This is a genomic window from Pseudomonas sp. OG7 (assembly GCF_014192825.1).
Taxonomy (GTDB): domain Bacteria; phylum Pseudomonadota; class Gammaproteobacteria; order Pseudomonadales; family Pseudomonadaceae; genus Aquipseudomonas; species Aquipseudomonas monteilii.
The window spans coordinates 316,055-340,165 of sequence record NZ_JACHYK010000001.1; the positions used below are offsets into that span (position 1 = coordinate 316,055).

Here is a 24,111-nt window from a genome sequence, read left to right on the forward strand (position 1 = left end):
GCCCATGAGCCACATTCCCAAGGCCGAGTATGCCCGTCGGCGCAAGGCGCTGATGGCGCAGATGGTCCCCAACAGCATCGCCATCCTGCCCGCCGCCGCAGTTGCCATCCGCAACCGCGACGTCGAGCACGTGTACCGCCAGGACAGCGATTTCCAGTACCTCAGCGGCTTCCCGGAGCCGGAGGCAGTGATTGCGTTGATCCCCGGGCGTGAGCACGGCGAGTACGTGCTGTTTTGCCGTGAACGCAACCCCGAGCGCGAGCTGTGGGACGGCCTGCGGGCCGGCCAGGAAGGCGCCGTGCGCGATTTTGGCGCCGACGATGCCTTCCCCATTACCGACATCGACGAGATTCTGCCGGGCCTGATCGAAGGCCGCGAGCGGGTGTACAGCGCCATGGGCAGCAATGCCGAGTTCGACCGCCGGCTGATGGACTGGATCAACGTGATCCGCTCCAAGGCCCGCCTGGGCGCGCAGCCGCCGAACGAGTTCGTTGCGCTGGATCATCTGCTGCACGACATGCGTCTGTATAAATCGGCGGCGGAAGTAAAAGTGATGCGCGCGGCGGCAGACATTTCTGCACGGGCCCATGTGCGGGCCATGCAGGCCTGCCGGGCCGGGCTGCACGAATACAGCCTGGAAGCCGAGCTGGATTACGAATTCCGCAAGGGCGGGGCGAAGATGCCGGCCTATGGCTCGATCGTCGCAGCCGGGCGCAATGGCTGCATCCTGCACTATCAGCAGAACGACGCCCTGCTCAAGGATGGCGACCTGGTGCTGATCGATGCCGGCTGCGAAATCGACTGCTACGCCAGCGACATCACCCGCACCTTCCCGGTTAGCGGGCGTTTTTCGCCCGAGCAGAAGGCCATCTACGAGCTGGTGCTCAAGGCCCAGGCGGCGGCCTTTGCCGAAATTGCCCCCGGCAAGCACTGGAACCACGCGCATGAGGCGACCGTGCGGGTGATTACCGAAGGCCTGGTGGAATTGGGCCTGCTTACCGGTGAGGTACAGGCGCTGATCGACAGTGAGGCCTACCGCGCCTTCTACATGCACCGTGCCGGGCACTGGCTGGGCATGGATGTGCACGATGTGGGCGAGTACAAGGTGGGGGGCGAGTGGCGAGTGCTTGAGCCCGGCATGGCGCTGACCGTCGAGCCGGGCATCTACATTGGCGCCGACAATCAGGCCGTGGCCAGGAAGTGGCGCGGCATTGGTGTAAGGATCGAGGACGACGTGGTGGTGACCAGGCAAGGTTGTGAAATCCTGACTTCGGGCGTGCCGCGCACGGTTGCCGAGATCGAGGCGCTGATGCAGGCCGCCCGCAAGGACGCGGCATGAACCGGGTGAACCTGGCGATCATCGGCGGTGGTCTGGTTGGTGCAAGCCTGGCTCTGGCCCTGCAAGCCGGGGCCAAGGCGCGTGGCTGGAAGATCCTGCTGATCGAACCGTTCGCCCCCGGCGACAGCTTCCAGCCCAGCTACGATGCGCGTTCTTCGGCGTTGTCGTTCGGCACCCGGCAGATCTACCAGCAGCTGGGCCTGTGGCAGGCCATTGGTCACCGTGCAGAGCCGATCCGTCAGATTCACGTGTCCGACCGTGGCCGCTTTGGCGCCACTCGCCTGGATGCCCTGGAAGAGGGCGTTCCAGCGTTGGGCTACGTGGTGGAAAACGCCTGGCTGGGCCAATGCCTGTGGCAGGGGTTGGACAGTGAGGTGGTGAGCTGGCGCTGCCCGGCGGAAGTCACCTCCATGCAGGCGATCGAAGGTGGTTACCGCCTGCGCTTGAATGACGATACCCAGCTTGAATGCGACCTGGCGGTACTGGCCGACGGCGGCCGTTCGGGTCTGCGCGAGCAGCTGGGTATTCACGTACGCCACACGCCTTACCAACAGAGCGCCTTGATCGCCAACATCACCCCGGGTGAAGCCCACGGCGGCCAGGCGTTCGAGCGTTTCACAGAAGAAGGCCCCATGGCCCTGCTGCCGCTGCCGGAAAACCGCTGCGCGCTGGTGTGGACACGCCAAGGCATGGATGCACGGCGCCTGGCCGACATCGACGAGCGCAGCTTCCTGCGTGAACTGCAGGGCGTGTTTGGCTATCGCCTGGGCGCGTTGCGCCAGGTTGGCGCGCGTCACCTGTACCCGCTGTCGCTGATCGAGGCCCAGGAGCAGGTGCGGCCGCACCTGGTGGTACTGGGCAATGCCGCGCACAGCCTGCACCCCATTGCCGGCCAGGGTTTCAACCTGTCGCTGCGCGATGTGCAATCGCTTGCCGACGCGCTGCTGGCCGGACCGCAGCAGCCTGGCGACCTGACCACGCTGCAGGCCTATCACCAGCGCCAGCGTCTGGACCAAGCCATGACCATCGGCTTTTCCGACCAGGTCACGCGCCTGTTCGGCAGCAACCAGCCGTTGCTGGCCGCCGGGCGTAACCTCGGCCTGCTCGGGCTCGACCTGCTGCCGCCGGCCAAAAGCTGGTTTGCCCGCCAGGCCATGGGCCTGGGTACCCGACCCGATCCGCGGGGCCAGGCATGAGCAACCCGCGTAAACTGGCGCGCCGGGCGCGCATGCTGCGCTGGCTGCTGAACCTCTACCCACCTTACCTGGGCGCCGGGATCCGTGTGCAGCACATCAGCCCGGACATGCGCAGCGTCAAGGTGGCGATGAAGCTGACCCGCTGGAACCGCAATTATGTCGGTACGCAGTTCGGCGGCAGCCTGTATTCGATGGTCGACCCGTTCTACATGTTGCTGCTGATCGAGCAGCTGGGCCGCGACTACATCGTCTGGGACAAAGCCGCCAGCATCGATTTCATCTCGCCGGGCAAAGGGCCGGTGTATGCCGAATTCCACGTCGATGACGCGCTGCTGGCTGACATTCGCCAGCAGACCGCCACTGGCAAGAAGTGCCTGCCGCGTTTGCAGGTCGATATCCGCGATGGTGCCGGGGAACTGGTGGCGCGGGTCGATAAAACCCTATACGTGCGGCTCAAGCCGCAAGCGAGGCTGGCGTAAGGCATGGAAATGCGCGCAGATCTGTTGATTGTCGGTGCCGGTATGGTCGGCAGCGCCCTGGCCCTGGCATTGCGCCACAGTGGCCTGCAAATCCTCTTGCTCGATGGCGGGCCGCTCACGGTCAAGCCATTCGATGCGCAAGCCCCGTTCGAGCCGCGTGTCAGTGCGCTTTCGGCGGCCAGCCAGCGTATTCTCGAACGCCTTGGCGCCTGGGACGGCATTGCCCAACGGCGTGCCACACCGTATTCCGACATGCATGTGTGGGACGGCAGTGGCACTGGGCAGATCCACTTCTCGGCCGCCAGTGTGCATGCACAGGTGCTCGGCCATATCGTCGAGAACCGGGTGGTGCAGGACGGCCTGCTGGAGCGCCTGCACGACAGTGACATAGGCCTGTTGCCCAACGCGCGTCTGGAGCAACTTCGACGCTCGGGTGACGAATGGCTGCTGACCCTGGCTGATGGCCGTCAGCTGCGTGCGCCGCTGGTGATCGCGGCCGACGGCGCCAATTCGGCCGTGCGGCGCCTGGCCGGCTGCGAAACCCGTGAGTGGGATTACCTGCACCATGCCATCGTGACAAGCGTGCGTTGCAGCGCCGGGCACCAGGCCACGGCCTGGCAGCGCTTCACCGATGAAGGGCCATTGGCGTTCCTGCCGTTGACCCGCGACGGCCAGCAGGACTGGTGCTCGATTGTGTGGTCGACCACGCCAGAGCATGCCGAGCAGTTGATGGCGCTGGATGAAGCGGCCTTCTTGCAGGCCCTTGAGCGCGCCTTCGAGGGGCGCCTGGGTGATGTACTGCAGGGCGACCCTCGGGTGTGCGTGCCGCTGCGCCAGCGCCACGCCAAGCGCTATGTGGATGAAGGCCTGGCATTGATCGGCGATGCCGCGCACACCATTCACCCGCTGGCCGGGCAGGGTGTGAACCTGGGCTTCCTGGATGCTGCGGTGCTGGCCGAGGTGCTGGTCAATGCCTGCGAGCGTGGTGAACGGCTGGCAGATGTGAAGGTGTTGAGCCGCTACGAGCGGCGGCGCATGCCGCACAACCTGGCGTTGATGGCGGCCATGGAAGGTTTCGAGCGGTTGTTCCAGGCTGATCCGCTGCCGTTGCGTTGGTTGCGAAATAGCGGGTTGAAGCTGGTGGAGAAGATGCCAGAGGCCAAAGCGGTGTTTGTGCGGCAAGCGTTGGGGCTTTCCGGGGACCTGCCGGAACTGGCCAAGGCTTGAGATTGTTGGGGCCGCAAAGCGGCCCCTCTGCAACATCCGGTAACGGCTAGGTAGATGAGCCAGAAAATGGGATTCACTACCATTTGCACCTCTCAAACGATCCGAGGAGTGCTTCACATGTTGCCACGCAAGCCCCTACTGGCCGCCCTGGCCCTGACCCTGTTCGGCGGCACTGCCCAAGCGGCGGACGAAGTGGTGGTGTACTCTTCGCGCATCGACGAGCTGATCAAGCCGGTGTTCGATGCCTACACCGCCAAGACCGGGGTCAAGATCAAGTTCATCACCGACAAGGAAGCCCCGCTGATGCAGCGCATCAAGGCCGAGGGCGAAAACGGCGTGGCCGACCTGCTGCTGACCGTCGACGCCGGCAACCTGTGGCAGGCCGAGCAGATGGGCATCCTGCAGCCGATCAAGTCCGACATCATCGACCAGAACATCCCGTCGCAGTACCGCGCCTCGTCCCATGACTGGACTGGCCTGAGCCTGCGCGCGCGCACCATCATCTACTCCACCGAGCGGGTCAAACCCGAAGAGCTGAGCACCTACGAAGCCCTGGCCGACAAACAGTGGGAAGGCCGCCTGTGCCTGCGCACGGCGAAGAAGGTGTACAACCAGTCACTCACCGCCACCCTGATCGAAACCCATGGCGAGCCCAAGACCGAGCAAATCGTCAAAGGCTGGGTCAACAACCTGTCTACCGACGTGTTCTCCGACGACAACGCGGTGATCCAGGCCATCGAGGCCGGCCAGTGCGACGTGGGGGTGGTCAACACCTACTACTACGGCCGCCTGCACAAGCAGAACCCGAAGTTGCCGGTGAAGATCTTCTGGCCCAACCAGGGAGACCGTGGTGTGCATGTGAACCTGTCGGGTATCGGCCTGACCAAGCACGCGCCGCACCCGGAGGCCGCGAAAAAGCTGGTGGAATGGATGACCGGCGAAGAGGCGCAGAAACTGTTCGCCGACATCAACCAGGAATTCCCGGCCAACCCGAAGGTGAAGCCATCGGAGGAAGTGGCCGCTTGGGGCAGCTTCAAGGCCGATACCATTCCTGTGGAAATCGCCGGCAAGCGCCAGGCTGAAGCCATTCGTTTGATGGATCGCGCTGGCTACAACTAAGCGCCAGGCCTTATCCTTCCGGGGCCTGCGAGGGCCCTTTCGCGGGCAAGCCCGCTCCCACAGGAACTGCACAGAGTCCAGACCTTGTGCGGTCCGTGTGGGAGCGGGCTTGCCCGCGAACGACCGCAAAGCGGTCGCAAATCAGCCACAGAGACAGTCAACTTGCCCCACACCCTCCAACGCCGCTGGTACCTCCCGGTCTCCCTGATCGCCGCCCTGGTGCTGTTGCCCTTGAGCGTGCTGCTGCTGTCCTGGCAGTCGATCGATACGCAAATCTGGTCGCACCTGCTCGACACCCAGATGGCCCGTCTGCTCAGCAACACGCTGACGCTGGTGGTGGGCGTCGGCATCGGCGTCACCGTGCTGGGCGTCAGCCTCGCCTGGCTCACCAGCCTCTGCGAGTTCCCCGGCCGGCGCTGGCTGGACTGGGCGCTGATGTTGCCATTCGCCATCCCGGCCTACGTGCTGGCGTTCGTCTTTGTCGGCCTGCTGGATTTCGCCGGCCCGGTGCAAAGCGCCCTGCGCGAGGTATTCGGGCCCATGCGCCTGCCACGGGTGCGCTCCACTGGCGGGGTGATCATCGTCCTGGTGCTGGTGTTCTACCCCTACGTCTACCTGCTGGCGCGCACGGCCTTCCTGGCCCAAGGCAAGGGCCTGATGGAAGCGGCACGGGTATTGGGGCTGTCACCGGTGCAAGCGTTCTGGCGCGTGGCCCTGCCCATGGCGCGGCCAGCCATCGGTGCCGGCGTCGCCCTGGCCCTGATGGAAACGTTGGCCGACTTCGGCGCGGTGGCGGTGTTCAACTTCGACACCTTCACCACCGCGATCTACAAGACCTGGTACGGCTTCTTCAGCCTTTCCAGTGCCGCCCAACTGGCCAGCCTGCTGTTGCTCGCGGTCATGCTGGTGCTGTACGGCGAGCGCCGTGCCCGCGGTGCCAGCCGCAGCGGCAACGAACGTCCGCGCGCGCAGGCGCTGTATCACCTACGTGGGTTCAAGGCACTGCTGGCCAGCGGCTGGTGTCTGCTGGTGTTCGCTTGCGCCTTCGTCATCCCGCTGCTGCAGCTGCTGGCGTGGTTCTGGCTGCGTGGCCGACACGACCTGGACGAGCGTTATGTCGGCTTGGTGCTGCACACCCTGTACCTGGGTGGCATGGCAGCGCTGGTGACGGTGTGCGTGGCGCTGCTGCTGGCCTTTGCCCGCCGCCAGGCACCGACCGGTGGCATTCGCGCCGGGGTCGGCCTGGCCAACCTGGGCTATGCCTTGCCAGGCTCGGTGCTGGCCGTGTCGATCATGCTGGCCTTCAGTTACCTCGATAACCACCTGGTGATCCCGCTGTCCAGTTGGTTGGGCGGGGCCGGTAAGCCGCTGTTGCTGGGCAGCCTCTCGGCGCTGCTGCTGGCCTACCTGGTGCGTTTCATCGCAGTGGCCTACGGGCCGCTTGAGAGCAGCCTGGAACGTATTCGCCCGTCACTGCCCGAGGCCTCCCGCAGCCTGGGCGTCGGTGGCGCGAGATTGTTTTTCAGGGTGTATCTACCGTTGCTGGTCCCGGGCGCGCTCAGTGCCGCGCTGCTGGTGTTCGTCGATGTGCTCAAGGAAATGCCGGCCACCTTGCTGATGCGACCGTTCGGCTGGGACACCCTTGCCGTTCGGGTATTCGAGATGACCAGCGAGGGCGAGTGGGCGCGCGCCTCGCTGCCAGCATTGACGCTGGTGCTGGTGGGCCTGCTGCCGGTCATCGGCCTGATCCGCCGTTCGGCGCGTCGACCCGGTCACAGTCACTGAGGGTGCCAGCTTGCGACCTTGCGGCTACAATGCGCGGCATTCGCGCGGCGGGTCCTTACAACAAGAGCTGACGACCAACGTCATCGACCGCCGCCGCTTCGCCACGCCCGGAAGGAGAAACCCATGGGACAGCGCACGCTTTTGTATGACCTGCACCTGGCGCTAGGCGCCAAAACGGTCGATTTCGGTGGCTGGGACATGCCCCTGCACTATGGCTCGCAGGTCGAGGAGCACCACCAGGTGCGCAGTGACTGCGGCGTTTTCGATGTTTCCCACATGACCGTGATCGATGTCGACGGCAGCGACGCCACCGCTTGGCTGCAGCGCTTGCTGGCCAACGACGTGGCCCGCCTCGACGACACCGGCAAGGCGTTGTACAGCCCGTTGCTGCACGAGCAGGGCGGGGTTATTGACGACCTGATCGTCTACCGCACAGAAAGCGGCTACCGTCTAGTCACCAATGCCGCCACCCGTGCCAAGGTGCTTGACTGGTTGCAGCAGCAGCGAGCCGGTTTTGCCGTGGACTTCCAGGTCCGGCCCGACTTGGCCATCCTCGCCATTCAGGGGCCACATGCCCGCGAAAAAGTCGCAGCGCTGCTCAGCCCTGCGCGCGCTGCACTCATCCGCGAGTTGCGTCCGTTCGAGGGCGTCAGCGAAGGCGACTGGTTCATTGCCCGCACCGGCTATACCGGTGAGGACGGCCTGGAGATCATCTTCCCGGGTGAGCAGGCCGTAGCCTTCTTCAACGACCTGGTCGGCGCTGGCATCGCGCCCAGTGGCCTTGGCGCCCGCGACACCCTGCGCCTGGAGGCCGGCATGAACCTGTACGGCCAGGATATCGATGAAACCCACACACCGCTGACGTCCAACCTGGGTTGGAGCATCGCCTGGGAGCCGGCCGAGCGCGACTTCATCGGCCGCAGCGGCCTGCTGGCGGAAATCGAGCACGGCGTGCAGGAAAAACTGGTCGGCCTGGTGCTGGAAGAGCGCGGCGTGCTGCGTGCCCACCAGGTGGTGCGCGTAGCCGGGATTGGCGAAGGGGAGATCACCAGTGGTAGTTTCTCGCCTACGCTGAGCAAGTCCATTGCCTTGGCGCGCGTGCCCATGGCCACCGGCGACCGGGCCGAGGTGGAAATTCGCGGCAAGTGGTACCCGGTGCGGGTCGTCAAACCGACCTTCGTGCGCCACGGCAAGATCCTGATCTGAACCATTTTTAACCGGCGGGCGTACCGCTGAGCCAATCGAGGAATTCAACACATGAGCAATATCCCCGCTGACCTGCGTTTTGCCGAAAGCCACGAGTGGGCTCGCCTGGAAGCCGACGGCACTGTGACCGTGGGCATCAGCGACCACGCCCAGCAAGCCCTGGGTGACGTGGTGTTCGTCGAGCTTGCCGAAGTTGGCAAGGTGTTCGCTGCAGGCGACGCTGCTGGTGTGGTCGAGTCGGTAAAAGCCGCTTCGGACATCTACGCCCCGATCGGTGGCGAAGTGATTGCGGTCAACGAAGAGCTGGCCGACAGCCCGGAGCAGCTCAACGAAGAGCCTTACGGTGCATGGATCTTCAAACTGAAGCCAAGCAACCCGGCCGAGCTGGAGAAGCTGCTGGATGCTGCCGGTTACGCCGCTGCTATCGGCGAGTAAGACCACGTCGCCTGCTTCGCGGCTAAAGCCGCTCCCAGGAACTGCGCCGCGGCCAAAGCCGGTGCGATCCCTGTAGGAGCGGCTTTAGCCGCGAAGAGGCCGGGCCTGCAAACAAGTTTTCCCGCAGCATCCCCGATCCCTTCCTAGACTTATAAGTCTCCATGAGACCCGGTCTAGGAAGAGAGCGTCGTCATGTCACAGTCGCCATCCCTGCATCAACTGCAAGAGCTCAACCCTTTCCTGCGTCGCCACCTGGGCCCCGATGCCGCAGAGCAGCAGGCCATGCTCAACGCCCTGGGTATTGCCACCCGCAGTGAGCTGATCGAGCAGACCGTCCCCCCCGACATCCGTCTCAACCGCCCCCTCGACCTGCCGCCAGCGTTGGACGAACAGGCCGCTTTGGCCAAGCTCGCCGCCTACGCCGAACAGAACCAGGTGTGGACCAGCCTGATCGGCATGGGCTACCACGGCACCATCACCCCTACGGTCATCCTGCGCAACGTGCTGGAAAACCCCGGCTGGTACACCGCCTACACGCCGTACCAACCCGAAATCGCCCAAGGCCGCCTGGAGGCGCTGCTGAACTTCCAGCAAATGGTCATCGACCTCACCGGGTTGGCGTTGGCCAATGCCTCGCTGCTTGACGAAGCGACCGCTGCCGCCGAAGCCATGGCCCTGGCCAAGCGGGTGGCGCGCAACAAGAGCAACGCCTTCTTTGCCGACGAGCACTGCCACCCGCAAACCTTGTCAGTGTTGAAGACCCGCGCCGAAGGCTTTGGCTTCGAGCTGATCGTCGACGCTGTGGATAACCTTGGCAAACACGCGGTGTTCGGTGCTTTGTTGCAGTACCCCGACACCCACGGCGAAGTGCGCGACCTGCGCCCGCTGATCGACCAGTTGCACAGCCAGCAGGCCTTGGCCTGCGTGGCCGCCGACCTGCTCAGCCTGGTAGTGCTGGCACCGCCCGGCGAGCTGGGTGCCGATGTGGTGTTGGGCTCGACCCAGCGCTTTGGCGTGCCGATGGGCTACGGCGGCCCCCACGCGGCCTACTTCGCCTGCCGGGACGACTACAAGCGGGCCATGCCGGGGCGTATCATTGGCGTGTCGCGCGATGCCCGTGGCAACACCGCGCTACGCATGGCCCTGCAAACCCGCGAGCAACATATCCGCCGCGAGAAGGCCAATTCCAACATTTGCACTGCCCAGGTGCTGCTGGCCAACATTGCCAGCTTCTATGCGGTGTACCACGGCCCGGAAGGTCTTCAACGCATCGCCCAGCGTGTGCATCGGCTGACCTTTATCCTGGCGGCAGGGCTTGAGGCCAAAGGCATCAAGCGCCTCAACCAGCACTTTTTCGATACCCTTACCCTGGATGTTGGCGGGGCCCAGGCGGCCATCATCGAAAGCGCCGAAGCTGCGCAGATCAACCTGCGGATCCTCGGCCGTGGGCACTTGGGCGTGAGCCTGGACGAAACCTGCAACGAACAGACGGTGCTGCGCTTGCTCGACATTTTCGCGGGGGTGGATCACGGCCTGGAAATTGTCGCCCTCGACCAGTTGGCCCTGCCTGAAGGCATCCCTGCCAACCTGGTGCGGCGTACACCTTTCCTCGCGCACCCGGTGTTCAATCAGCACCACAGCGAAACCGAAATGCTGCGCTACCTCAAACAGCTGGAGAACAAGGACCTGGCGCTGAACCAGTCGATGATCCCTCTGGGTTCCTGCACCATGAAGCTCAATGCCACCAGCGAGATGATCCCTATCACCTGGCCCGGTTTTGCGCAGCTGCACCCGTTTGCCCCGGCAGGGCAGGCCACGGGCTACAAGGCGATGATCGACGAGCTGGAAAGCTGGTTGTGCGCGATTACCGGTTTCGATGCCATCTGCATGCAGCCCAACTCCGGTGCCCAGGGTGAATACGCCGGGCTGATGGCCATTACCCGCTATCATCGCAGCCGCCATCAGCCACAGCGCACACTGTGCCTGATTCCCTCGTCAGCCCACGGCACCAACCCGGCTTCGGCGCAGATGGCCGGCATGGAGGTGGTGATCGTTGATTGCGACGATCATGGCAACGTTGACCTGGCCGACCTCAAGGGCAAGGCCCACGCAGCTGGCGAGCGCTTGTCGTGCCTGATGATCACTTACCCATCGACTCATGGTGTGTACGAAGAAGGCATTCGGGAAATCTGCGAGGTGGTGCATCAGCACGGCGGCCAGGTGTACATGGACGGCGCCAACCTAAATGCCCAGGTAGGCCTGGCGCGCCCGGCGGACATTGGGGCCGATGTTTCGCACATGAACCTGCACAAAACCTTCTGCATCCCCCACGGCGGTGGTGGCCCGGGCATGGGGCCGATCGGCATTCGCGCGCACCTCAAGCCGTTTGTCGCCAGCCACCCGGTGGTGCCGGTGCCTGGCCTGGACCCGAACAACAGCGCGGTCAGCGCCGCCCCTTGGGGCAGCGCGAGCATCCTGCCGATCAGCTGGATGTACATCGCCATGATGGGGCCGCAGTTGGCTGATGCCAGCGAGGTGGCCATTCTCTCGGCCAATTACCTGGCCAGCCAGCTGGGCGGTGCCTTCCCGGTGCTCTATCGCGGGCGCAACCAGCGCGTGGCGCACGAGTGCATCCTCGACCTGCGGCCGCTGAAAGCGCAGACCGGCATCAGTGAAGAGGATGTGGCCAAACGCCTGATGGACTATGGCTTCCATGCCCCGACCATGTCATTCCCGGTGCCGGGCACGCTGATGGTGGAGCCGACCGAGAGTGAGTCGAAGGCCGAGCTGGACCGGTTTGTCGAGGCGATGCTGGCGATTCGTGCGGAGATTGCCGAGGTGCAGGAGGGCAACTGGCCGGCGGAAAACAACCCGCTCAAGCATGCGCCGCATACATTGGAAGATGTGTTGGGGGTGTGGGATCGGCCCTATACCCTGGCGCAGGCGGTGGCGCCCAGTGCGCATGTGCGCCAGCACAAGTACTGGCCGGCAGTGAACCGGGTCGACAACGTGTATGGGGACAGGAACCTGTTCTGTTCGTGTGTGCCGGTGGAGGCGTATCGCTAAAATCGGTGTTGGATTCTTCGCGGGCATGCCCGCTCCCACAGGAATTGCACAGGGCTCAAACCTCGCGCGATCCCTGTGGGAGCGGGCGACGCGGTTATTCGGCTACCGCATTCTTGGCCAGGATGGCATTCGCCAGCTCCATGTCAGAAGCCTGCATCCCCGGGTTCTCCGCCCGCACCTGCTTCAACGCCGCCTCCAGAAACGGCCCGCGAATGGCGCCTTCGCTGGCCACGAAGCTGCCGGCATCATCCTGTGCCGCTACTACCAGCTTGTGATCGTGCGAGGTCAGGTAGCTCGATGCCGTGGTAGCACCGGAAGTCATCACGTTACGCCAAAAGGTATCGGCCATGGCCGAGCCAATAGGCAGAGAAAGCAAGGCAGCGGCGGCGATGGCGGTTTTGAGACGCATGTTGAAACACCTCGAAGGGTGAGGGTTGAAGATGCGCCGTTGGATCTTTTCCGGTGAGGCAAGTTCCTTGAATACAAAGGACTTTTCGTCAGGTGCAGACGCGCAGCACTTCCTCTGGGCGGGTTTGCCCGCTAGCCACTTTGGCCTCCCCGCAACGGCGCAGGTCAATCAGTCCATCGGCCAGCGCCTGGCGCCGTAGATCGGTCAGATCGGCGTTCGGGCCAATCAAGGCGCGCAGGTTTTCGCTGGGTTGCAGCAGTTCGAACAACCCAGTGCGCCCGTGAAAGCCAGTGCCACGGCAGGTTCGGCAGGTTGCTGATGCATGGGCCTGGCAGTCGGTGCACACAGTACGCACCAAGCGCTGAGCCATGACCCCGACCAGGGTCGCCTTGATCAGGTAATCGGCCACACCCAGCTCTTGCAGGCGGGTGATGGCCGAACAGGCATCGTTGGTATGCAGGGTCGACAATACCAGGTGCCCGGTCAGGGCTGCCTGCACTGCCACCAGCGCGGTTTCGCGATCGCGGATTTCACCGATCATGATGATGTCCGGGTCCTGGCGCAGCATGGCGCGCACCCCGTTGGCAAAACCCAGGTCCAGCGCGGGCTGCACCTGCAACTGGTTGAAGGCGGGTTCCAGGCGTTCGATCGGGTCTTCGATGGTGCACAGGTTGACCTGTGGCGTGGCCAGCAGCTTGAGGCTGGCGTACAGCGTGCTGGTCTTGCCGGAGCCCGTGGGGCCGGTGACCAGAATGATGCCCTGGCGCTGGCGCAGCAGGCTTTGCCAGCGGGCCAGTTGCGGCCCTTCCAGGCCGAGGCGGTCGAAGCCCTCGTGCACCTGGTGCGGGTCGAACAGGCGCAGTACCAGTTTTTCGCCGAACGGGGTCGGCAGGGTAGACAGCCGCAGCTCCACCTCGCCGCCGCCCGGCTGCCGGCTTTGCAGGCGACCGTCCTGTGGCCGGCGCTTTTCTGCGACATCCATGCGGCTCAGGTGTTTCAGGCGGCTCACCAGCGCCAGGGTGACATTGGCGGGAAAGGTGTAAACGGTATGCAGCAGGCCATCGATGCGGTAGCGCAGTTGGCCCTGTTCGCGGCGTGGCTCCAGGTGGATATCGCTGGCGCGTTGCTCGATGGCGTACTGCAGCAGCCAGTCGACGATATGCACGATGTGCGCGTCGTCCGCGCTGGCCTCGGATTGACGCTTGCCCAGCTCCAATAGCTGTTCGAGCTCGCCCAGACTGGCCGACTGCTGGTGTTGCGCGCCTTTCACCGACTGCGCCAAGCGCTGGAACGATTGCCCTGACTGGCGGATCTGCGCCGGGCTGGCCAGCACGCGGCGGATTGGCCGGCCCAGGCTGCGGGCCAGGTCTGCCTGCCAGTCATCCTGGTAGGGCTGGGCGCTGGCGACGGTGATGCTGGACGCGTCGGCGGCGACAATGAGGATGCCGTGGCGCTGGGCGAAGGCCGGGGAGATCAGGCCGGCTACCTGGGGCAGGTCGAGCTGCATGGGGTCAATGCGCAGGTAGGGCTGGCCGACCTTGCCGGCCAGCCATTGGCAGAGGCGGTCCAGGTCCAGAACCTGGCCGGGGTGTTGGCGGTCTTGCAGTCCGCAGGCGGCGATCAGCTCCAGCGGGTGGCTTGCAGGGTGGGCGGTTGCGTGTTCGAGGACTTGCAGGGTGTCGTTGGCGTGCAGGTGCTGGTCGGCGAGCAGGGCTTCGAGCACGCGCTTGAGGTCGAGTGCTGGATTTTCGGGAGAGTGCATGTTGGCGTCCGTGCCTGATGAGGGAGTCCTGACCAAGGCTAGACGGATGGGGGAGGTGCACCGAAGCTGAAGGGTTTCGGGATTTTGCTGTGGCTGTCAGACCACCGCCAGTTCCACCCGTTGCTGGTTGGTCAGGCTCACTTCGCCCACACATACTAGGTTACGCAGTTTCTGCGCAATCACCTCGGCCCGGTGCCAGCTCAGCCCGCCAATGCCGACTTCGATATTCAGCCAGTCGTCCTGCTGGCTGACCTGCACGCTGTGCGGCGTCAGGAACTGCAGGGCAAACAGGTTGAGCACCCGGCACAGGCTGTCGGGCTCGGCTTCCGCTTGCAGGCGGTAGTGCACGGTGCTGTGGGCGTTGCTGGCGGCCCAGGTGTCGGTACGAGGTTGTGCGTTCATGCTGGTCTCCGCGAATGTGGGAGAAATTCTTGCACGTTGAGGGCGGTATTTTTTCGCTATGATTTGGTGGTTTTTTGGATTTGTCGAATAAATCTATTCGATAATTACCCATTTGGAGAATCATCAATGCAAAGCGAGCTGGATGCCTACGACCGTCGCATTCTTGAGTTGCTACAGGAAGACGCTTCGCTGTCCAGCGCGCAGATCGCCGAGCGTGTGGGGCTGTCGCAATCGCCGTGCTGGCGGCGCATTCAGCGGTTGAAGGAGGAGGGGGTGATTCGTGGGCAGGTGACCTTGCTGGACCGCAAGAAGGTCGGCCTGAACACGCAGATTTTCGCCGAGGTGAAGCTCAATGCGCACGGGCGCTCCAACTTCACCGAGTTCACCGAGGCGATTCGCGGGTTCTCGGAGGTGCTGGAGTGTTATGTGCTGATGGGGTCGGTGGACTTTCTGCTGCGGATCGTCACATCGGACATCGAGGCCTATGAGCGCTTCTTCTTCGAAAAGCTGTCGAACGTGCCGGGTATTCAGGAAGTGAATTCGATTGTGGCACTATCGGAGATCAAATCCACCACCAGCCTGCCACTGTCGCGTTGAAGCATTCGCGGGCATGCCCGCTCCTACAGGTATTGCGCCAAGCCTGAGGCCTGCGCTGTACCTGTGGGAGCGGGCGAGCCCGCGAAGAAGGCGACGCGCTATCACGCCTTGAGCAGATGCTTCCAGCCGCGGCTCTGGTCTACCGCCCGAGCCTGCTCGATACGCGCCTCCAGCACTTCATCGCTGATCGGCAGCTCAGCCAGCTCATGCAGCTTCTTCAGGTCGCCATACAGGCGGTCCATCTGCGGCGCTTCGAGCGCCTGGCGGGCATGGTGCAGCCAGGCCAGCAGCTGTTCGATACGTGGTAATTGCTCGGCCAGGTCTTCCGGGCGCTGGGTGTACAGCGGCAGCTTCAACGCACGGCCTTCCTCGCCTAGCAGGTGTCCCAGCCAGCTGGCCAGCTGCGCCTTGCCCTGACGCTCGCCACGGCCCTTGCGCTCGGCAGTCCAGGCGCGGGCCAGCAGCCAGCGCGAAGTTTCCAGCGAGAACTGGCCCCAGCGCACGTCTTCCAGCTCTTCGGCGAACTGCTCGGGCGCGGCGCGGCGGATGTCTTCGTCATCGTTGCCGGCCTGTACCAGCGGGCGCCAGTCTTCCAGCAGGGCGTCCAGGCTGCTGCGCAGGTCGCGGGTAGTGGCGCGTGGCGCGGCCTGGCCCAGGCTGGCGGTGATGGCGCGCAGCTCGCTCAGGCACTCGACCCAGTCCTGCAGCAGGCGCCAGTGGCCGTTGTGGCGGTATTGCTCGGCCAGACGCTGGCTGCTGCCCAGCAGTTGCCAGGCCAGGGCGGCGTAGGCATCGTCCACGGCCATTTCGGCGTCCAGCTCGGTGTGCGGCAGGCCCAGCTCGTAGCTGTCCGGCTCCAGCAGCCGGTAGCCACGCTCGGCCTTGCTGATGTCGCAGGGCATCAGGGGCAGGCTGGCGGCCAGCTCGGCGGCCAGCTCCAGCAGGGCTTGCGGTTCACCTTCGCGCAGTTCCAGCTCCAGCTCGCAGATTTCTTCCTTGCGCTTGCCGGCGATCACGAAGCCCTGGTCCAACGCAGCCTCGATCACGACTTTGCTCTTGCCACGGCCCCAGGCGATTTCGGCGTATTCACGGCTGAAGTCGGTGGTGAACAGCGGCTTGATGGTTTTCTTGTCCAGGTTGGCCAGTTGCTCGGGCCAGCAGGTGGCGTCCAGCTTCTTCAGGTCGAGCTTGACCTTGTCCAGGTTCCACTCGTACTCGTTGCGCTCGGACAGGCCAGCCACGCTGGTGCCGCGGCACTTGAGGGTCTGGATGACGGCGTCGCCGTCGCGGCGCAGGCGCAGGGCAACACGGGCGGCGGACAGCTCACGCTCGGGGGTGTCGAAGTACTGGTTGAGCAGTTCGCGGGTCTGCCAGCCGGACTTGTTGCGCTTTTTCAGCAGAGGGTGCTCGCGCAGGGCGGCAAGGGTCTCGCGGCTGGCGCGGAGCTTCAGTTCGGTTTCTTTGTGCATCACAGACTCGAAGGGGGGCGTGGTTGACGCAGAGTCTACAGCAGTCCGCCGCCAACGGTTTATTCCAGACAGCGGATAGTCCTATGATGGGCAACGCTTCCGAGGAGTATGCGCATGCCGTTGCCGACGCTGAAAGACCAGTTTGCCGCCTTGATCGCCGCGCCTTCGGTCAGTTGCACCCAGCCCGCGCTGGACCAGTCCAACCGCCAGGTCATCGACCTGTTGGCCGGCTGGCTGGGCGACCTGGGTTTCACGTGCGACATCCAGCAGGTCAGCCCCGGCAAGTTCAACCTGCTGGCCAGCCGTGGCACAGGCCCGGGCGGCCTGGTGCTGGCGGGGCACAGCGACACCGTGCCCTATGACGAACAGCTGTGGGCCAGCGACCCACTGAAGCTGACCGAGGTCGATGGCCGCTGGGTCGGCCTGGGCAGCTGCGACATGAAGGGCTTCTTCGCCCTGGTCATCGAAGCCGTCATCCCGCTGCTGGAGCACGACTTCAAGCAACCGCTGCTGATCCTCGCCACTTGCGACGAAGAAAGCTCCATGTCCGGCGCCCGCGCCCTGGCCGAAGCCGGCCAGCCGCTGGGCCGCGCGGCGGTAATCGGCGAGCCGACCGGGCTACGACCGATCCGCATGCACAAGGGCATCCTCATGGACCGCATCGACATCCTCGGACGCAGCGGCCATTCGTCGGACCCAAACCTGGGCCGCAGCGCCATGGAGGCCATGCACGCGGTAATGGGCGAACTGATGGGCCTGCGCCAGCAATGGCAGCAAACCTACCGCAACCCGCAGTTCACAGTGCCGACGCCGACCCTGAACTTCGGCTGTATCCACGGGGGTGACAACCCCAACCGCATCTGTGGCCAGTGCGCCCTGGAGTTCGACCTGCGGCCGTTGCCGGGGATGGACGTGGAGCAGTTGCGCGCCGCCATCCGCGAGAAGCTGGTGCCGGTGGCCGAGCGCCATGATGTGCGCATCGACTACGCGCCGCTGTTCCCGGAGGTGCCGCCGTTCGAGCAGGCCGCCGATGCCGAGCTGGTGCAAGTGGCGGAGCGCCTGACCGGCCACCGCGCCGAAGCGGTGGCGTTCGGCACCGAAGCGCCTTATCTTCAGCAGCTGGGCTGCCAGACCATCGTGCTGGGCCCTGGCGACATCGCCTGTGCCCACCAGCCCGGCGAATACCTTGAAATGTCACGAATCGAGCCTACCGTGCGTCTATTGCGTGACCTGATCCGGCACTATTGCCTGAACTAAACGTCCATTGAGCTGATTCGTTCCTGCCTAGAGGAGACCGCGCGTGACCGCAAGCCTGTTCCGACGATGATCCTGAACGCCCCTGTACCGCCGTTCTCCGTCCACTTATCCACAGGCCCTGTCATGCCCGACTACGTCAACTGGCTGCGTCATGCCTCCCCGTATATCAATGCTCATCGCGACTGCACCTTCGTGGTCATGCTCCCTGGCGATGGGGTGGAACACCCTAATTTCGGCAACATCGTCCACGACCTGGTGCTGCTGCACAGCCTGGGCGTGCGCCTGGTGCTGGTGCATGGCTCGCGCCCGCAGATCGAAAGCCGCCTGGCTGATCGCGGCCTGACCCCGCACTACCACCGTGGCCTGCGCATCACCGATGCCGCCACCCTGGATTGCGTGATCGATGCCGTCGGCGCTCTGCGCCTGGCCATCGAGGCACGCCTGTCGATGGACATCGCCGCTTCGCCCATGCAGGGCTCGCGCTTGCGCGTGGCGTCCGGCAACCTGGTCACGGCGCGGCCGATCGGCGTGCTCGAAGGCGTGGACTACCACCACACCGGCGAAGTGCGCCGGGTCGACCGCAAGGGCATCAGCCGCCTGCTCGACGAGCGCTCCATCGTGCTGTTGTCGCCGCTGGGCTACTCGCCCACCGGTGAAATCTTCAACCTGGCCTGCGAAGACGTGGCCACCCGCGCTGCCATCGAGCTGGGCGCCGACAAGCTGCTGCTGTTCGGCGCAGAGCCGGGGCTGCTGGATGCAGATGGCAAGCTGGTGCGCGAGCTGCGCCCACAGCAGGTTGCCCCACATCTTCAGCGTTTGGGCAGTGATTACCAGGGCGAATTGCTGGATGCCGCGGCCGAAGCCTGCAAAGGCGGCGTGGCGCGCAGCCATATCGTCAGCTATGCCGAGGACGGCGCCTTGCTGACCGAGCTGTTCACCCGTGGCGGTGGCGGCACGCTGGTGTCGCAGGAGCAGTTCGAAGTGGTGCGCGAGGCGACCATCGAGGACGTGGGCGGTTTGCTGGAATTGATCAGCCCGCTGGAAGAGCAGGGCATTCTGGTGCGCCGTTCGCGTGAGGTGCTGGAGCGGGAGATCGAGCAGTTCAGCGTGGTCGAGCGCGAAGGCATGATCATCGCCTGTGCGGCGTTGTACCCGATTGCCGACTCCGACGCCGGTGAACTGGCGTGCCTGGCGGTGAACCCGGAGTACCGACATGGCGGGCGTGGCGACGAGCTGCTGGAGCGCATCGAAAGCCGGGCGCGGCAGTTGGGGTTGAACACCCTGTTCGTGCTGACGACGCGTACCGCGCACTGGTTCCGCGAACGCGGGTTTGCGCCGAGCGGGGTCGAGCGGCTGCCAGCGGCGCGGGCTTCGCTGTACAACTACCAGCGCAATTCGAAAATCTTCGAGAAGCCTCTGTAAGCCTGTACCGCCCTCTTCGCAGGCTCGCCCGCGAAGCAGGCGACATCGATCTTGAACGAAAACGCCGCCCTTGGGGGCGGCGTTTTTGTTTACACGGTATGCAGGTACCAGTTGTACTCGAGGTCGGAGATCGAGTGTTCGAACTCCTCCAGCTCGCTCTCCTTGCACGCGACGAAGATGTCGATGTACTTCGGATCGATGTACTTGTTCAGGATCTCGCTGTCGTCCAGCTCGCGCAGGGCATCGCGCAGGTTGTTCGGCAGGCTCTGCTCCAGCTGCTCGTACGAGTTGCCTTCAATCGGCTCACCCGGCTCGATCTTGTTGGTCAGGCCATGGTGCACGCCCGCCAGCACGGCAGCCATCATCAGGTACGGGTTGGCGTCGGCACCGGCCACGCGGTGCTCGATGCGCACGGCGTCCGGCGAGCCGGTTGGCACGCGCAGGGCCACGGTGCGGTTGTCCAGGCCCCAGCTCGGCGCGTTCGGTACGTAGAACTGCGCGCCAAAGCGGCGGTACGAGTTCACGTTCGGGCAGAGGAACGCCATGGACGCTGGCAGGGTCTCGAGCACACCGCCGACAGCGTGACGTAGCGCGGCGTTCTGCTCGGGATCCTCGCTGGTGAAGATGTTGTTGCCATCTTTGTCCAGCACGGAAATGTGTACATGCAGGCCGTTGCCTGCCTGGCCCGGGTAGGGCTTGGCCATGAAGGTGGTGTCCATTTCATGGTCGTAGGCGATGTTCTTGATCAACCGCTTGAGCAGTACCGCATAGTCGCAGGCCTTGAGCGGGTCGGCCACGTGGTGCAGGTTGACTTCGAACTGCGCCGGGGCGCTTTCCTTGACGATGGCGTCGGCCGGGATGCCTTGCTCTTTCGCGCCTTCGAGGATGTCCTGCAGGCAGTCGGCATATTCGTCGAGGTCGTCAATCAGGTACACCTGGGTCGACTGTGGGCGTTTGCCCGAAATCGGTGAGCGCGGCGGCTGCGGGCGGCCGTTCACGTTCTCCTGGTCGATCAGGTAGAACTCCAGCTCGAACGCGGCACAGATGGTCAGGCCCATTTCGGTGAACTTGCTCACCACCTGGCGCAGCACTTCACGCGGGTCGGCGAAGAACGGCTCGCCTTCCAGCTCGTGCATGGTCATCAGCAGCTGGGCAGTCGGGCGTTTTTGCCAGGGTTCGTTGGAGAGGGTGCCAGGGATCGGGTAGCAGATGCGGTCAGCATCGCCGATGTCCAGGCCCAGCCCGGTGCTTTCGACGGTGGAACCGTTGATGTCCAGGGCGAAGAGGGAGGCAGGCAGGTTGATGCCTTTCTCGTAAACCTTGTGGAGGCTGGTGCGCTCTATGCGCTTGCCACGCACCACACCATTCATATCTGCAATCAGAAGGTCAACGTAGAGAACCTCAGGATGTTCCTTAAGGAACGCGTTCGCTTCGTTAAGCTGAACGGCACGCGGGGGTACCGACATGATGCAACACCTTTGTTGTTAAAAATATCAATCAAGGGGGGCTTGCAGGACCAGTCAATCGAAAAGCCATACTGATGTCAAGCCAACCCCATGATGCCCTGAAATGGCACATCTACGGCAGATTTGCTGCATATCGGGGCAAGCCATTATCCGCTATTTCCCGCGTAAAGGGCTATCTCCGAGGCGCCGTGTTTTATTTTTTACGGAGGTGTTGTGTAAAAAAATGAACAAGGCTAAGCTCGGCCTCAACCCAAAACACAATAATACGAGGGTCATATGGTCCGCTTGCCGCGACCTGAAAGCACTGCCTGGGCAGTGCCATCGGGTACCTCCGCCGTTTTTGCAAGCTTCGTCAATGGCATGGCCGCCCTGGCCGCAATAATTGACGTTTGGCGCTCCCGGGCCCGCCCTCGTAGCGGCTTGCCGCTCTTCGCTTCGTCTTCCTGCCTTTCGAACTCATTACGGACACAGCTGTTTTCAGTGTATCCACTGTGGCTCTGCGCGGGGGTTTTTGCTTTAGCAATGTACTCCATCCAGAATCAGAGCGTGGACCACCTTACCTCCTGAGGTATTTATGAGTAACAACCTCGACCAGCTCACCGATTGGTTGAAAGAGCACAAGATTACCGAAGTCGAATGCATGATCAGTGACCTGACCGGCATCACGCGCGGCAAGATTTCGCCTACCAACAAATTCATCGCCGAAAAAGGCATGCGCCTGCCTGAGAGCGTGCTGCTGCAGACCGTGACCGGCGACTACGTCGACGACGACATCTATTACGAACTGCTCGATCCGGCAGACATCGACATGATCTGCCGCCCTGACGAGAAGGCGGTGTTTCTGGTGCCGTGGGCCATCGAGCCGACCGCGCAGGTGATCCACGACACCTACGACAAGAAGGGCAACCCGGTCGAACTGTCGCCACGCAACGTGCTGAAAAAAGTGCTCAAGCTCTACGCCGACAAGGGCTGGCAGCCGATCGTCGCGCCCGAGATGGAGTTCTACCTGACCAAGCGCAGCGAAGACCCGGACTTCCCGCTGCAGCCACCGGTTGGCCGTTCGGGCCGCCCGGAAACCGGACGTCAGTCGTTCTCGATCGAAGCCGCCAACGAATTCGACCCGCTGTTCGAAGACGTCTACGACTGGTGCGAACTGCAACAGCTGGACCTGGACACGCTGATTCACGAAGACGGCACGGCGCAGATGGAAATCAACTTCCGTCACGGCGACGCGCTGCATCTGGCCGACCAGATCCTGGTGTTCAAGCGCACCATGCGCGAAGCGGCGCTCAAGCACAACGTGGCCGCCACCTTCATGGCCAAGCCGATGACCGGCGAGCCGGGCAGTGCCATGCACCTGCACCAGAGCGTGGTCGACGTGGCCACCGGCAAGAACATCTTCAGCAACGAAGACGGCAGCATGAGCGCGCTGTTCCTCAACCACATCGGTGGCCTGCAGAAGTTCATCCCCGAGGCGCTGCCGCTGTTCGCCCCCAACGTCAACTCCTTCCGCCGCTTCCTGCCCGATACCTCGGCGCCGGTGAACGTGGAATGGGGCGAGGAAAACCGTACCGTCGGCCTGCGAGTGCCGGACGCCGGCCCGCAAAGCCGCCGGGTCGAGAACCGCCTGCCAGGTGCCGACGCCAACCCTTACCTGGCCATCGCCGCCAGCCTGCTGTGTGGCTACATCGGCATGGTCGAAGGCATCGATGCCAGCGCGCCGGTGCAGGGCCGTGGCTACGAACGCCGCAACCTACGCCTGCCACTGACCATCGAAGATGCCCTGGAACGCATGGAAAACAGCCGTGCACTGGTGCAGTACCTGGGCAAGAAGTTCATCACCGGCTACGTCGCCACCAAGCGCGCCGAGCACGAGAACTTCAAGCGAGTCATCAGTTCCTGGGAGCGTGAGTTCCTGCTGTTTGCTGTCTGATCAACTTGGTGCCGCAGGACGCGGCTGTCGAACAACGGAGAAGCACATGAGCGTCAACAACCCGCAAACCCGTGAATGGCAAACCCTGAGCGGGGAGCATCATCTCGCACCTTTCAGTGACTACAAGCAGCTGAAAGCCAAGGGGCCGCGCATCATCACCAAGGCCCAGGGTGTGCATTTGTGGGACAGCGAGGGGCACAAGATTCTCGACGGTATGGCCGGCCTGTGGTGCGTGGCGGTCGGTTACGGCCGCGAAGAACTGGTGCAGGCGGCAGAAAAGCAGATGCGCGAACTGCCGTACTACAACCTGTTCTTTCAGACCGCTCACCCGCCTGCGCTGGAACTGGCCAAGGCGATCACCGACGTGGCGCCCGAAGGCATGACCCATGTGTTCTTCACCGGCTCCGGCTCTGAAGGCAACGACACCGTGCTGCGTATGGTGCGCCACTACTGGGCGCTGAAGGGCAAGCCGGACAAGCAGACCATCATCGGCCGCATCAATGGCTACCACGGCTCCACCGTGGCCGGTGCCAGCCTGGGCGGCATGAGCGGCATGCACGAACAGGGCGGCCTGCCGATCCCGGGCATCGTGCACATCCCGCAGCCTTATTGGTTCGGTGAAGGTGGCGACATGACCCCGGACCAGTTCGGTGTGTGGGCAGCCGAGCAGTTGGAAAAGAAAATCCTCGAAGTCGGCGAAGACAACGTCGCCGCCTTCATCGCCGAGCCGATCCAGGGCGCCGGCGGCGTGATCATCCCACCGGAAACCTACTGGCCGAAGGTGAAGGAGATCCTCGCCAAGTACGACATCCTGTTCGTCGCCGACGAAGTGATCTGCGGTTTCGGCCGTACCGGCGAGTGGTTCGGCTCCGACTACTACGGCCTCAAGCCCGACCTGATGACCATCGCCAAGGGCCTGACCTCCGGTTACATCCCCATGGGCGGTGTGATCGTGCGTGACAAGGTTGCCCAGGTACTCAGCGAAGGGGGTGACTTCAACCACGGCTTCACCTACTCGGGTCACCCGGTAGCGGCTGCAGTGGGCCTGGAAAACCTGCGCATCCTGCGCGACGAGCACATTATCGAGAAGGCGCGCACCGAAGCGGCACCGTATTTGCAAAAGCGTTTGCGTGAGCTGCAGGACCACCCGCTGGTGGGCGAAGTACGCGGCCTGGGCCTGCTTGGCGCGATCGAGCTGGTCAAGGACAAGGCCACGCGCAGCCGTTACGAAGGCAAGGGCGTGGGCATGATCTGCCGTAACTTCTGCTTCGAGAACGGCCTGATCATGCGCGCAGTGGGCGACACCATGATCATCGCCCCGCCGCTGGTGATCAGCCACGCGCAGATCGATGAACTGGTGGAAAAGGCCCGCAAGTGCCTCGACTTGACGCTCGAAGCGATCCGTTGACAGTTTGCTAGGCTAGCGATGTGACATTAAGTCGTTACAAGGCCCTGCTTTCCTTGAAACAGAGCCTTGTAACTTGCCAGACTAGCGACTGCTTCAGTCGCCCAAACGCGTGTACTGCGGGACCTGGCTGCTGA

The 24,111-nt window shown here is 63.7% G+C and carries 19 protein-coding genes; 14 read left to right on the forward strand and 5 right to left on the reverse strand.

The window, feature by feature from the left end; translation table 11 throughout:
- Nucleotides 1-4 precede the first annotated feature (4 nt).
- The 9 genes from pepP to gcvP all read left to right on the forward strand — a co-directional run bounded on the left by pepP (nucleotide 5) and on the right by gcvP (nucleotide 11,852).
- Complete coding sequence (gene pepP / locus FHW75_RS01530) at nucleotides 5-1,339, forward strand: Xaa-Pro aminopeptidase (RefSeq protein WP_019098104.1); 1,335 nt, start codon at nucleotides 5-7, stop codon at nucleotides 1,337-1,339.
- Complete coding sequence (ubiH, locus tag FHW75_RS01535; protein ID WP_019098103.1) at nucleotides 1,336-2,535, forward strand: 2-octaprenyl-6-methoxyphenyl hydroxylase; 1,200 nt, start codon at nucleotides 1,336-1,338, stop codon at nucleotides 2,533-2,535. Before pepP ends, ubiH begins: the two co-directional genes overlap by 4 nt.
- Complete coding sequence (locus FHW75_RS01540; protein ID WP_019098102.1) at nucleotides 2,532-3,014, forward strand: DUF4442 domain-containing protein; 483 nt, start codon at nucleotides 2,532-2,534, stop codon at nucleotides 3,012-3,014. The genes ubiH and FHW75_RS01540 overlap by 4 nt, the downstream gene beginning before the upstream one ends.
- A 9-nt stretch (nucleotides 3,015-3,023) precedes the next feature.
- Nucleotides 3,024-4,241: a 2-octaprenyl-3-methyl-6-methoxy-1,4-benzoquinol hydroxylase gene (locus FHW75_RS01545; protein ID WP_176430996.1), complete on the forward strand. Its 1,218-nt coding sequence runs from the start codon at nucleotides 3,024-3,026 to the stop codon at nucleotides 4,239-4,241.
- 117 nt (nucleotides 4,242-4,358) lie between these two features.
- A complete protein-coding gene (locus FHW75_RS01550) occupies nucleotides 4,359-5,360 on the forward strand; it encodes an extracellular solute-binding protein (protein WP_019098100.1) in 1,002 nt (333 codons plus the stop codon).
- A gap of 162 nt (nucleotides 5,361-5,522) precedes the next feature.
- Nucleotides 5,523-7,145 (forward strand): iron ABC transporter permease, encoded by a 1,623-nt coding sequence (locus FHW75_RS01555; protein ID WP_025752160.1) that lies wholly within the window; start codon nucleotides 5,523-5,525, stop codon nucleotides 7,143-7,145.
- Nucleotides 7,146-7,268: 123 nt separating this feature from the next.
- Nucleotides 7,269-8,351: a glycine cleavage system aminomethyltransferase GcvT gene (gene gcvT / locus FHW75_RS01560; protein ID WP_025752162.1), complete on the forward strand. Its 1,083-nt coding sequence runs from the start codon at nucleotides 7,269-7,271 to the stop codon at nucleotides 8,349-8,351.
- A gap of 51 nt (nucleotides 8,352-8,402) precedes the next feature.
- Nucleotides 8,403-8,786: a glycine cleavage system protein GcvH gene (gene gcvH, locus FHW75_RS01565; protein WP_019098665.1), complete on the forward strand. Its 384-nt coding sequence runs from the start codon at nucleotides 8,403-8,405 to the stop codon at nucleotides 8,784-8,786.
- Between the two features lie 192 nt (nucleotides 8,787-8,978).
- Nucleotides 8,979-11,852, forward strand: a complete 2,874-nt coding sequence (gcvP, locus tag FHW75_RS01570; protein WP_027609988.1) for an aminomethyl-transferring glycine dehydrogenase — start codon at nucleotides 8,979-8,981, stop codon at nucleotides 11,850-11,852.
- Nucleotides 11,853-11,946: 94 nt separating this feature from the next.
- Here the strand turns inward: gcvP and FHW75_RS01575 are convergent, their stop codons facing one another.
- The 3 genes from FHW75_RS01575 to FHW75_RS01585 form a co-directional block, all read right to left on the reverse strand.
- Nucleotides 11,947-12,261, reverse strand: coding sequence for a DUF2388 domain-containing protein (locus FHW75_RS01575; protein WP_019098663.1), 315 nt, complete (start codon nucleotides 12,259-12,261; stop codon nucleotides 11,947-11,949).
- Nucleotides 12,262-12,349: 88 nt separating this feature from the next.
- Nucleotides 12,350-14,023, reverse strand: a complete 1,674-nt coding sequence (locus tag FHW75_RS01580; RefSeq protein WP_084296613.1) for a GspE/PulE family protein — start codon at nucleotides 14,021-14,023, stop codon at nucleotides 12,350-12,352.
- Nucleotides 14,024-14,119: 96 nt separating this feature from the next.
- The gene (locus FHW75_RS01585) at nucleotides 14,120-14,425 is read right to left on the reverse strand and encodes a hypothetical protein (RefSeq protein ID WP_016712599.1); all 306 of its coding nucleotides are present in this window, start codon (nucleotides 14,423-14,425) and stop codon (nucleotides 14,120-14,122) included.
- Nucleotides 14,426-14,551: 126 nt separating this feature from the next.
- Here FHW75_RS01585 and FHW75_RS01590 point away from each other — a divergent pair, with 126 nt between their 5' ends.
- A complete protein-coding gene (locus tag FHW75_RS01590; protein WP_019098661.1) occupies nucleotides 14,552-15,022 on the forward strand; it encodes an Lrp/AsnC family transcriptional regulator in 471 nt (156 codons plus the stop codon).
- Nucleotides 15,023-15,123: 101 nt separating this feature from the next.
- Here the strand turns inward: FHW75_RS01590 and FHW75_RS01595 are convergent, their stop codons facing one another.
- Nucleotides 15,124-16,491 (reverse strand): CYTH domain-containing protein, encoded by a 1,368-nt coding sequence (locus FHW75_RS01595; RefSeq protein ID WP_019098660.1) that lies wholly within the window; start codon nucleotides 16,489-16,491, stop codon nucleotides 15,124-15,126.
- 114 nt (nucleotides 16,492-16,605) lie between these two features.
- Here FHW75_RS01595 and argE point away from each other — a divergent pair, with 114 nt between their 5' ends.
- Nucleotides 16,606-17,748 (forward strand): acetylornithine deacetylase, encoded by a 1,143-nt coding sequence (gene argE, locus FHW75_RS01600; RefSeq protein ID WP_019098659.1) that lies wholly within the window; start codon nucleotides 16,606-16,608, stop codon nucleotides 17,746-17,748.
- Nucleotides 17,749-17,871: 123 nt separating this feature from the next.
- On the forward strand, nucleotides 17,872-19,170 hold the full coding sequence (gene argA / locus FHW75_RS01605) for an amino-acid N-acetyltransferase (protein ID WP_013974710.1): 1,299 nt from the start codon (nucleotides 17,872-17,874) through the stop codon (nucleotides 19,168-19,170).
- An 89-nt stretch (nucleotides 19,171-19,259) separates the two neighbouring features.
- Here the strand turns inward: argA and FHW75_RS01610 are convergent, their stop codons facing one another.
- Nucleotides 19,260-20,636, reverse strand: a complete 1,377-nt coding sequence (locus FHW75_RS01610) for a glutamine synthetase family protein (RefSeq protein ID WP_016712594.1) — start codon at nucleotides 20,634-20,636, stop codon at nucleotides 19,260-19,262.
- Between the two features lie 574 nt (nucleotides 20,637-21,210).
- Between FHW75_RS01610 and FHW75_RS01615 the strand changes: the two genes are divergently transcribed.
- Together FHW75_RS01615 and FHW75_RS01620 are read left to right on the forward strand one after the other, a co-directional pair.
- Nucleotides 21,211-22,569, forward strand: a complete 1,359-nt coding sequence (locus FHW75_RS01615; RefSeq protein ID WP_019098657.1) for a glutamine synthetase family protein — start codon at nucleotides 21,211-21,213, stop codon at nucleotides 22,567-22,569.
- A gap of 46 nt (nucleotides 22,570-22,615) precedes the next feature.
- Nucleotides 22,616-23,977 (forward strand): aspartate aminotransferase family protein, encoded by a 1,362-nt coding sequence (locus FHW75_RS01620; RefSeq protein ID WP_019098656.1) that lies wholly within the window; start codon nucleotides 22,616-22,618, stop codon nucleotides 23,975-23,977.
- Nucleotides 23,978-24,111 lie beyond the last annotated feature (134 nt).

Coding starts and splice junctions, on each gene's coding strand:
- pepP (WP_019098104.1), top strand. CDS start 5: ATGAGCCACATTCCCAAGGCCGAGTATGCCCGTCGGCGCAAGGCGCTG.
- ubiH (WP_019098103.1), top strand. CDS start 1,336: ATGAACCGGGTGAACCTGGCGATCATCGGCGGTGGTCTGGTTGGTGCA.
- FHW75_RS01540 (WP_019098102.1), top strand. CDS start 2,532: ATGAGCAACCCGCGTAAACTGGCGCGCCGGGCGCGCATGCTGCGCTGG.
- FHW75_RS01545 (WP_176430996.1), top strand. CDS start 3,024: ATGCGCGCAGATCTGTTGATTGTCGGTGCCGGTATGGTCGGCAGCGCC.
- FHW75_RS01550 (WP_019098100.1), top strand. CDS start 4,359: ATGTTGCCACGCAAGCCCCTACTGGCCGCCCTGGCCCTGACCCTGTTC.
- gcvT (WP_025752162.1), top strand. CDS start 7,269: ATGGGACAGCGCACGCTTTTGTATGACCTGCACCTGGCGCTAGGCGCC.
- gcvH (WP_019098665.1), top strand. CDS start 8,403: ATGAGCAATATCCCCGCTGACCTGCGTTTTGCCGAAAGCCACGAGTGG.
- gcvP (WP_027609988.1), top strand. CDS start 8,979: ATGTCACAGTCGCCATCCCTGCATCAACTGCAAGAGCTCAACCCTTTC.
- FHW75_RS01575 (WP_019098663.1), bottom strand. CDS start 12,261: ATGCGTCTCAAAACCGCCATCGCCGCCGCTGCCTTGCTTTCTCTGCCT.
- FHW75_RS01580 (WP_084296613.1), bottom strand. CDS start 14,023: ATGCACTCTCCCGAAAATCCAGCACTCGACCTCAAGCGCGTGCTCGAA.
- FHW75_RS01585 (WP_016712599.1), bottom strand. CDS start 14,425: ATGAACGCACAACCTCGTACCGACACCTGGGCCGCCAGCAACGCCCAC.
- FHW75_RS01590 (WP_019098661.1), top strand. CDS start 14,552: ATGCAAAGCGAGCTGGATGCCTACGACCGTCGCATTCTTGAGTTGCTA.
- FHW75_RS01595 (WP_019098660.1), bottom strand. CDS start 16,491: ATGCACAAAGAAACCGAACTGAAGCTCCGCGCCAGCCGCGAGACCCTT.
- argE (WP_019098659.1), top strand. CDS start 16,606: ATGCCGTTGCCGACGCTGAAAGACCAGTTTGCCGCCTTGATCGCCGCG.
- argA (WP_013974710.1), top strand. CDS start 17,872: ATGCCCGACTACGTCAACTGGCTGCGTCATGCCTCCCCGTATATCAAT.
- FHW75_RS01610 (WP_016712594.1), bottom strand. CDS start 20,636: ATGTCGGTACCCCCGCGTGCCGTTCAGCTTAACGAAGCGAACGCGTTC.
- FHW75_RS01615 (WP_019098657.1), top strand. CDS start 21,211: ATGAGTAACAACCTCGACCAGCTCACCGATTGGTTGAAAGAGCACAAG.
- FHW75_RS01620 (WP_019098656.1), top strand. CDS start 22,616: ATGAGCGTCAACAACCCGCAAACCCGTGAATGGCAAACCCTGAGCGGG.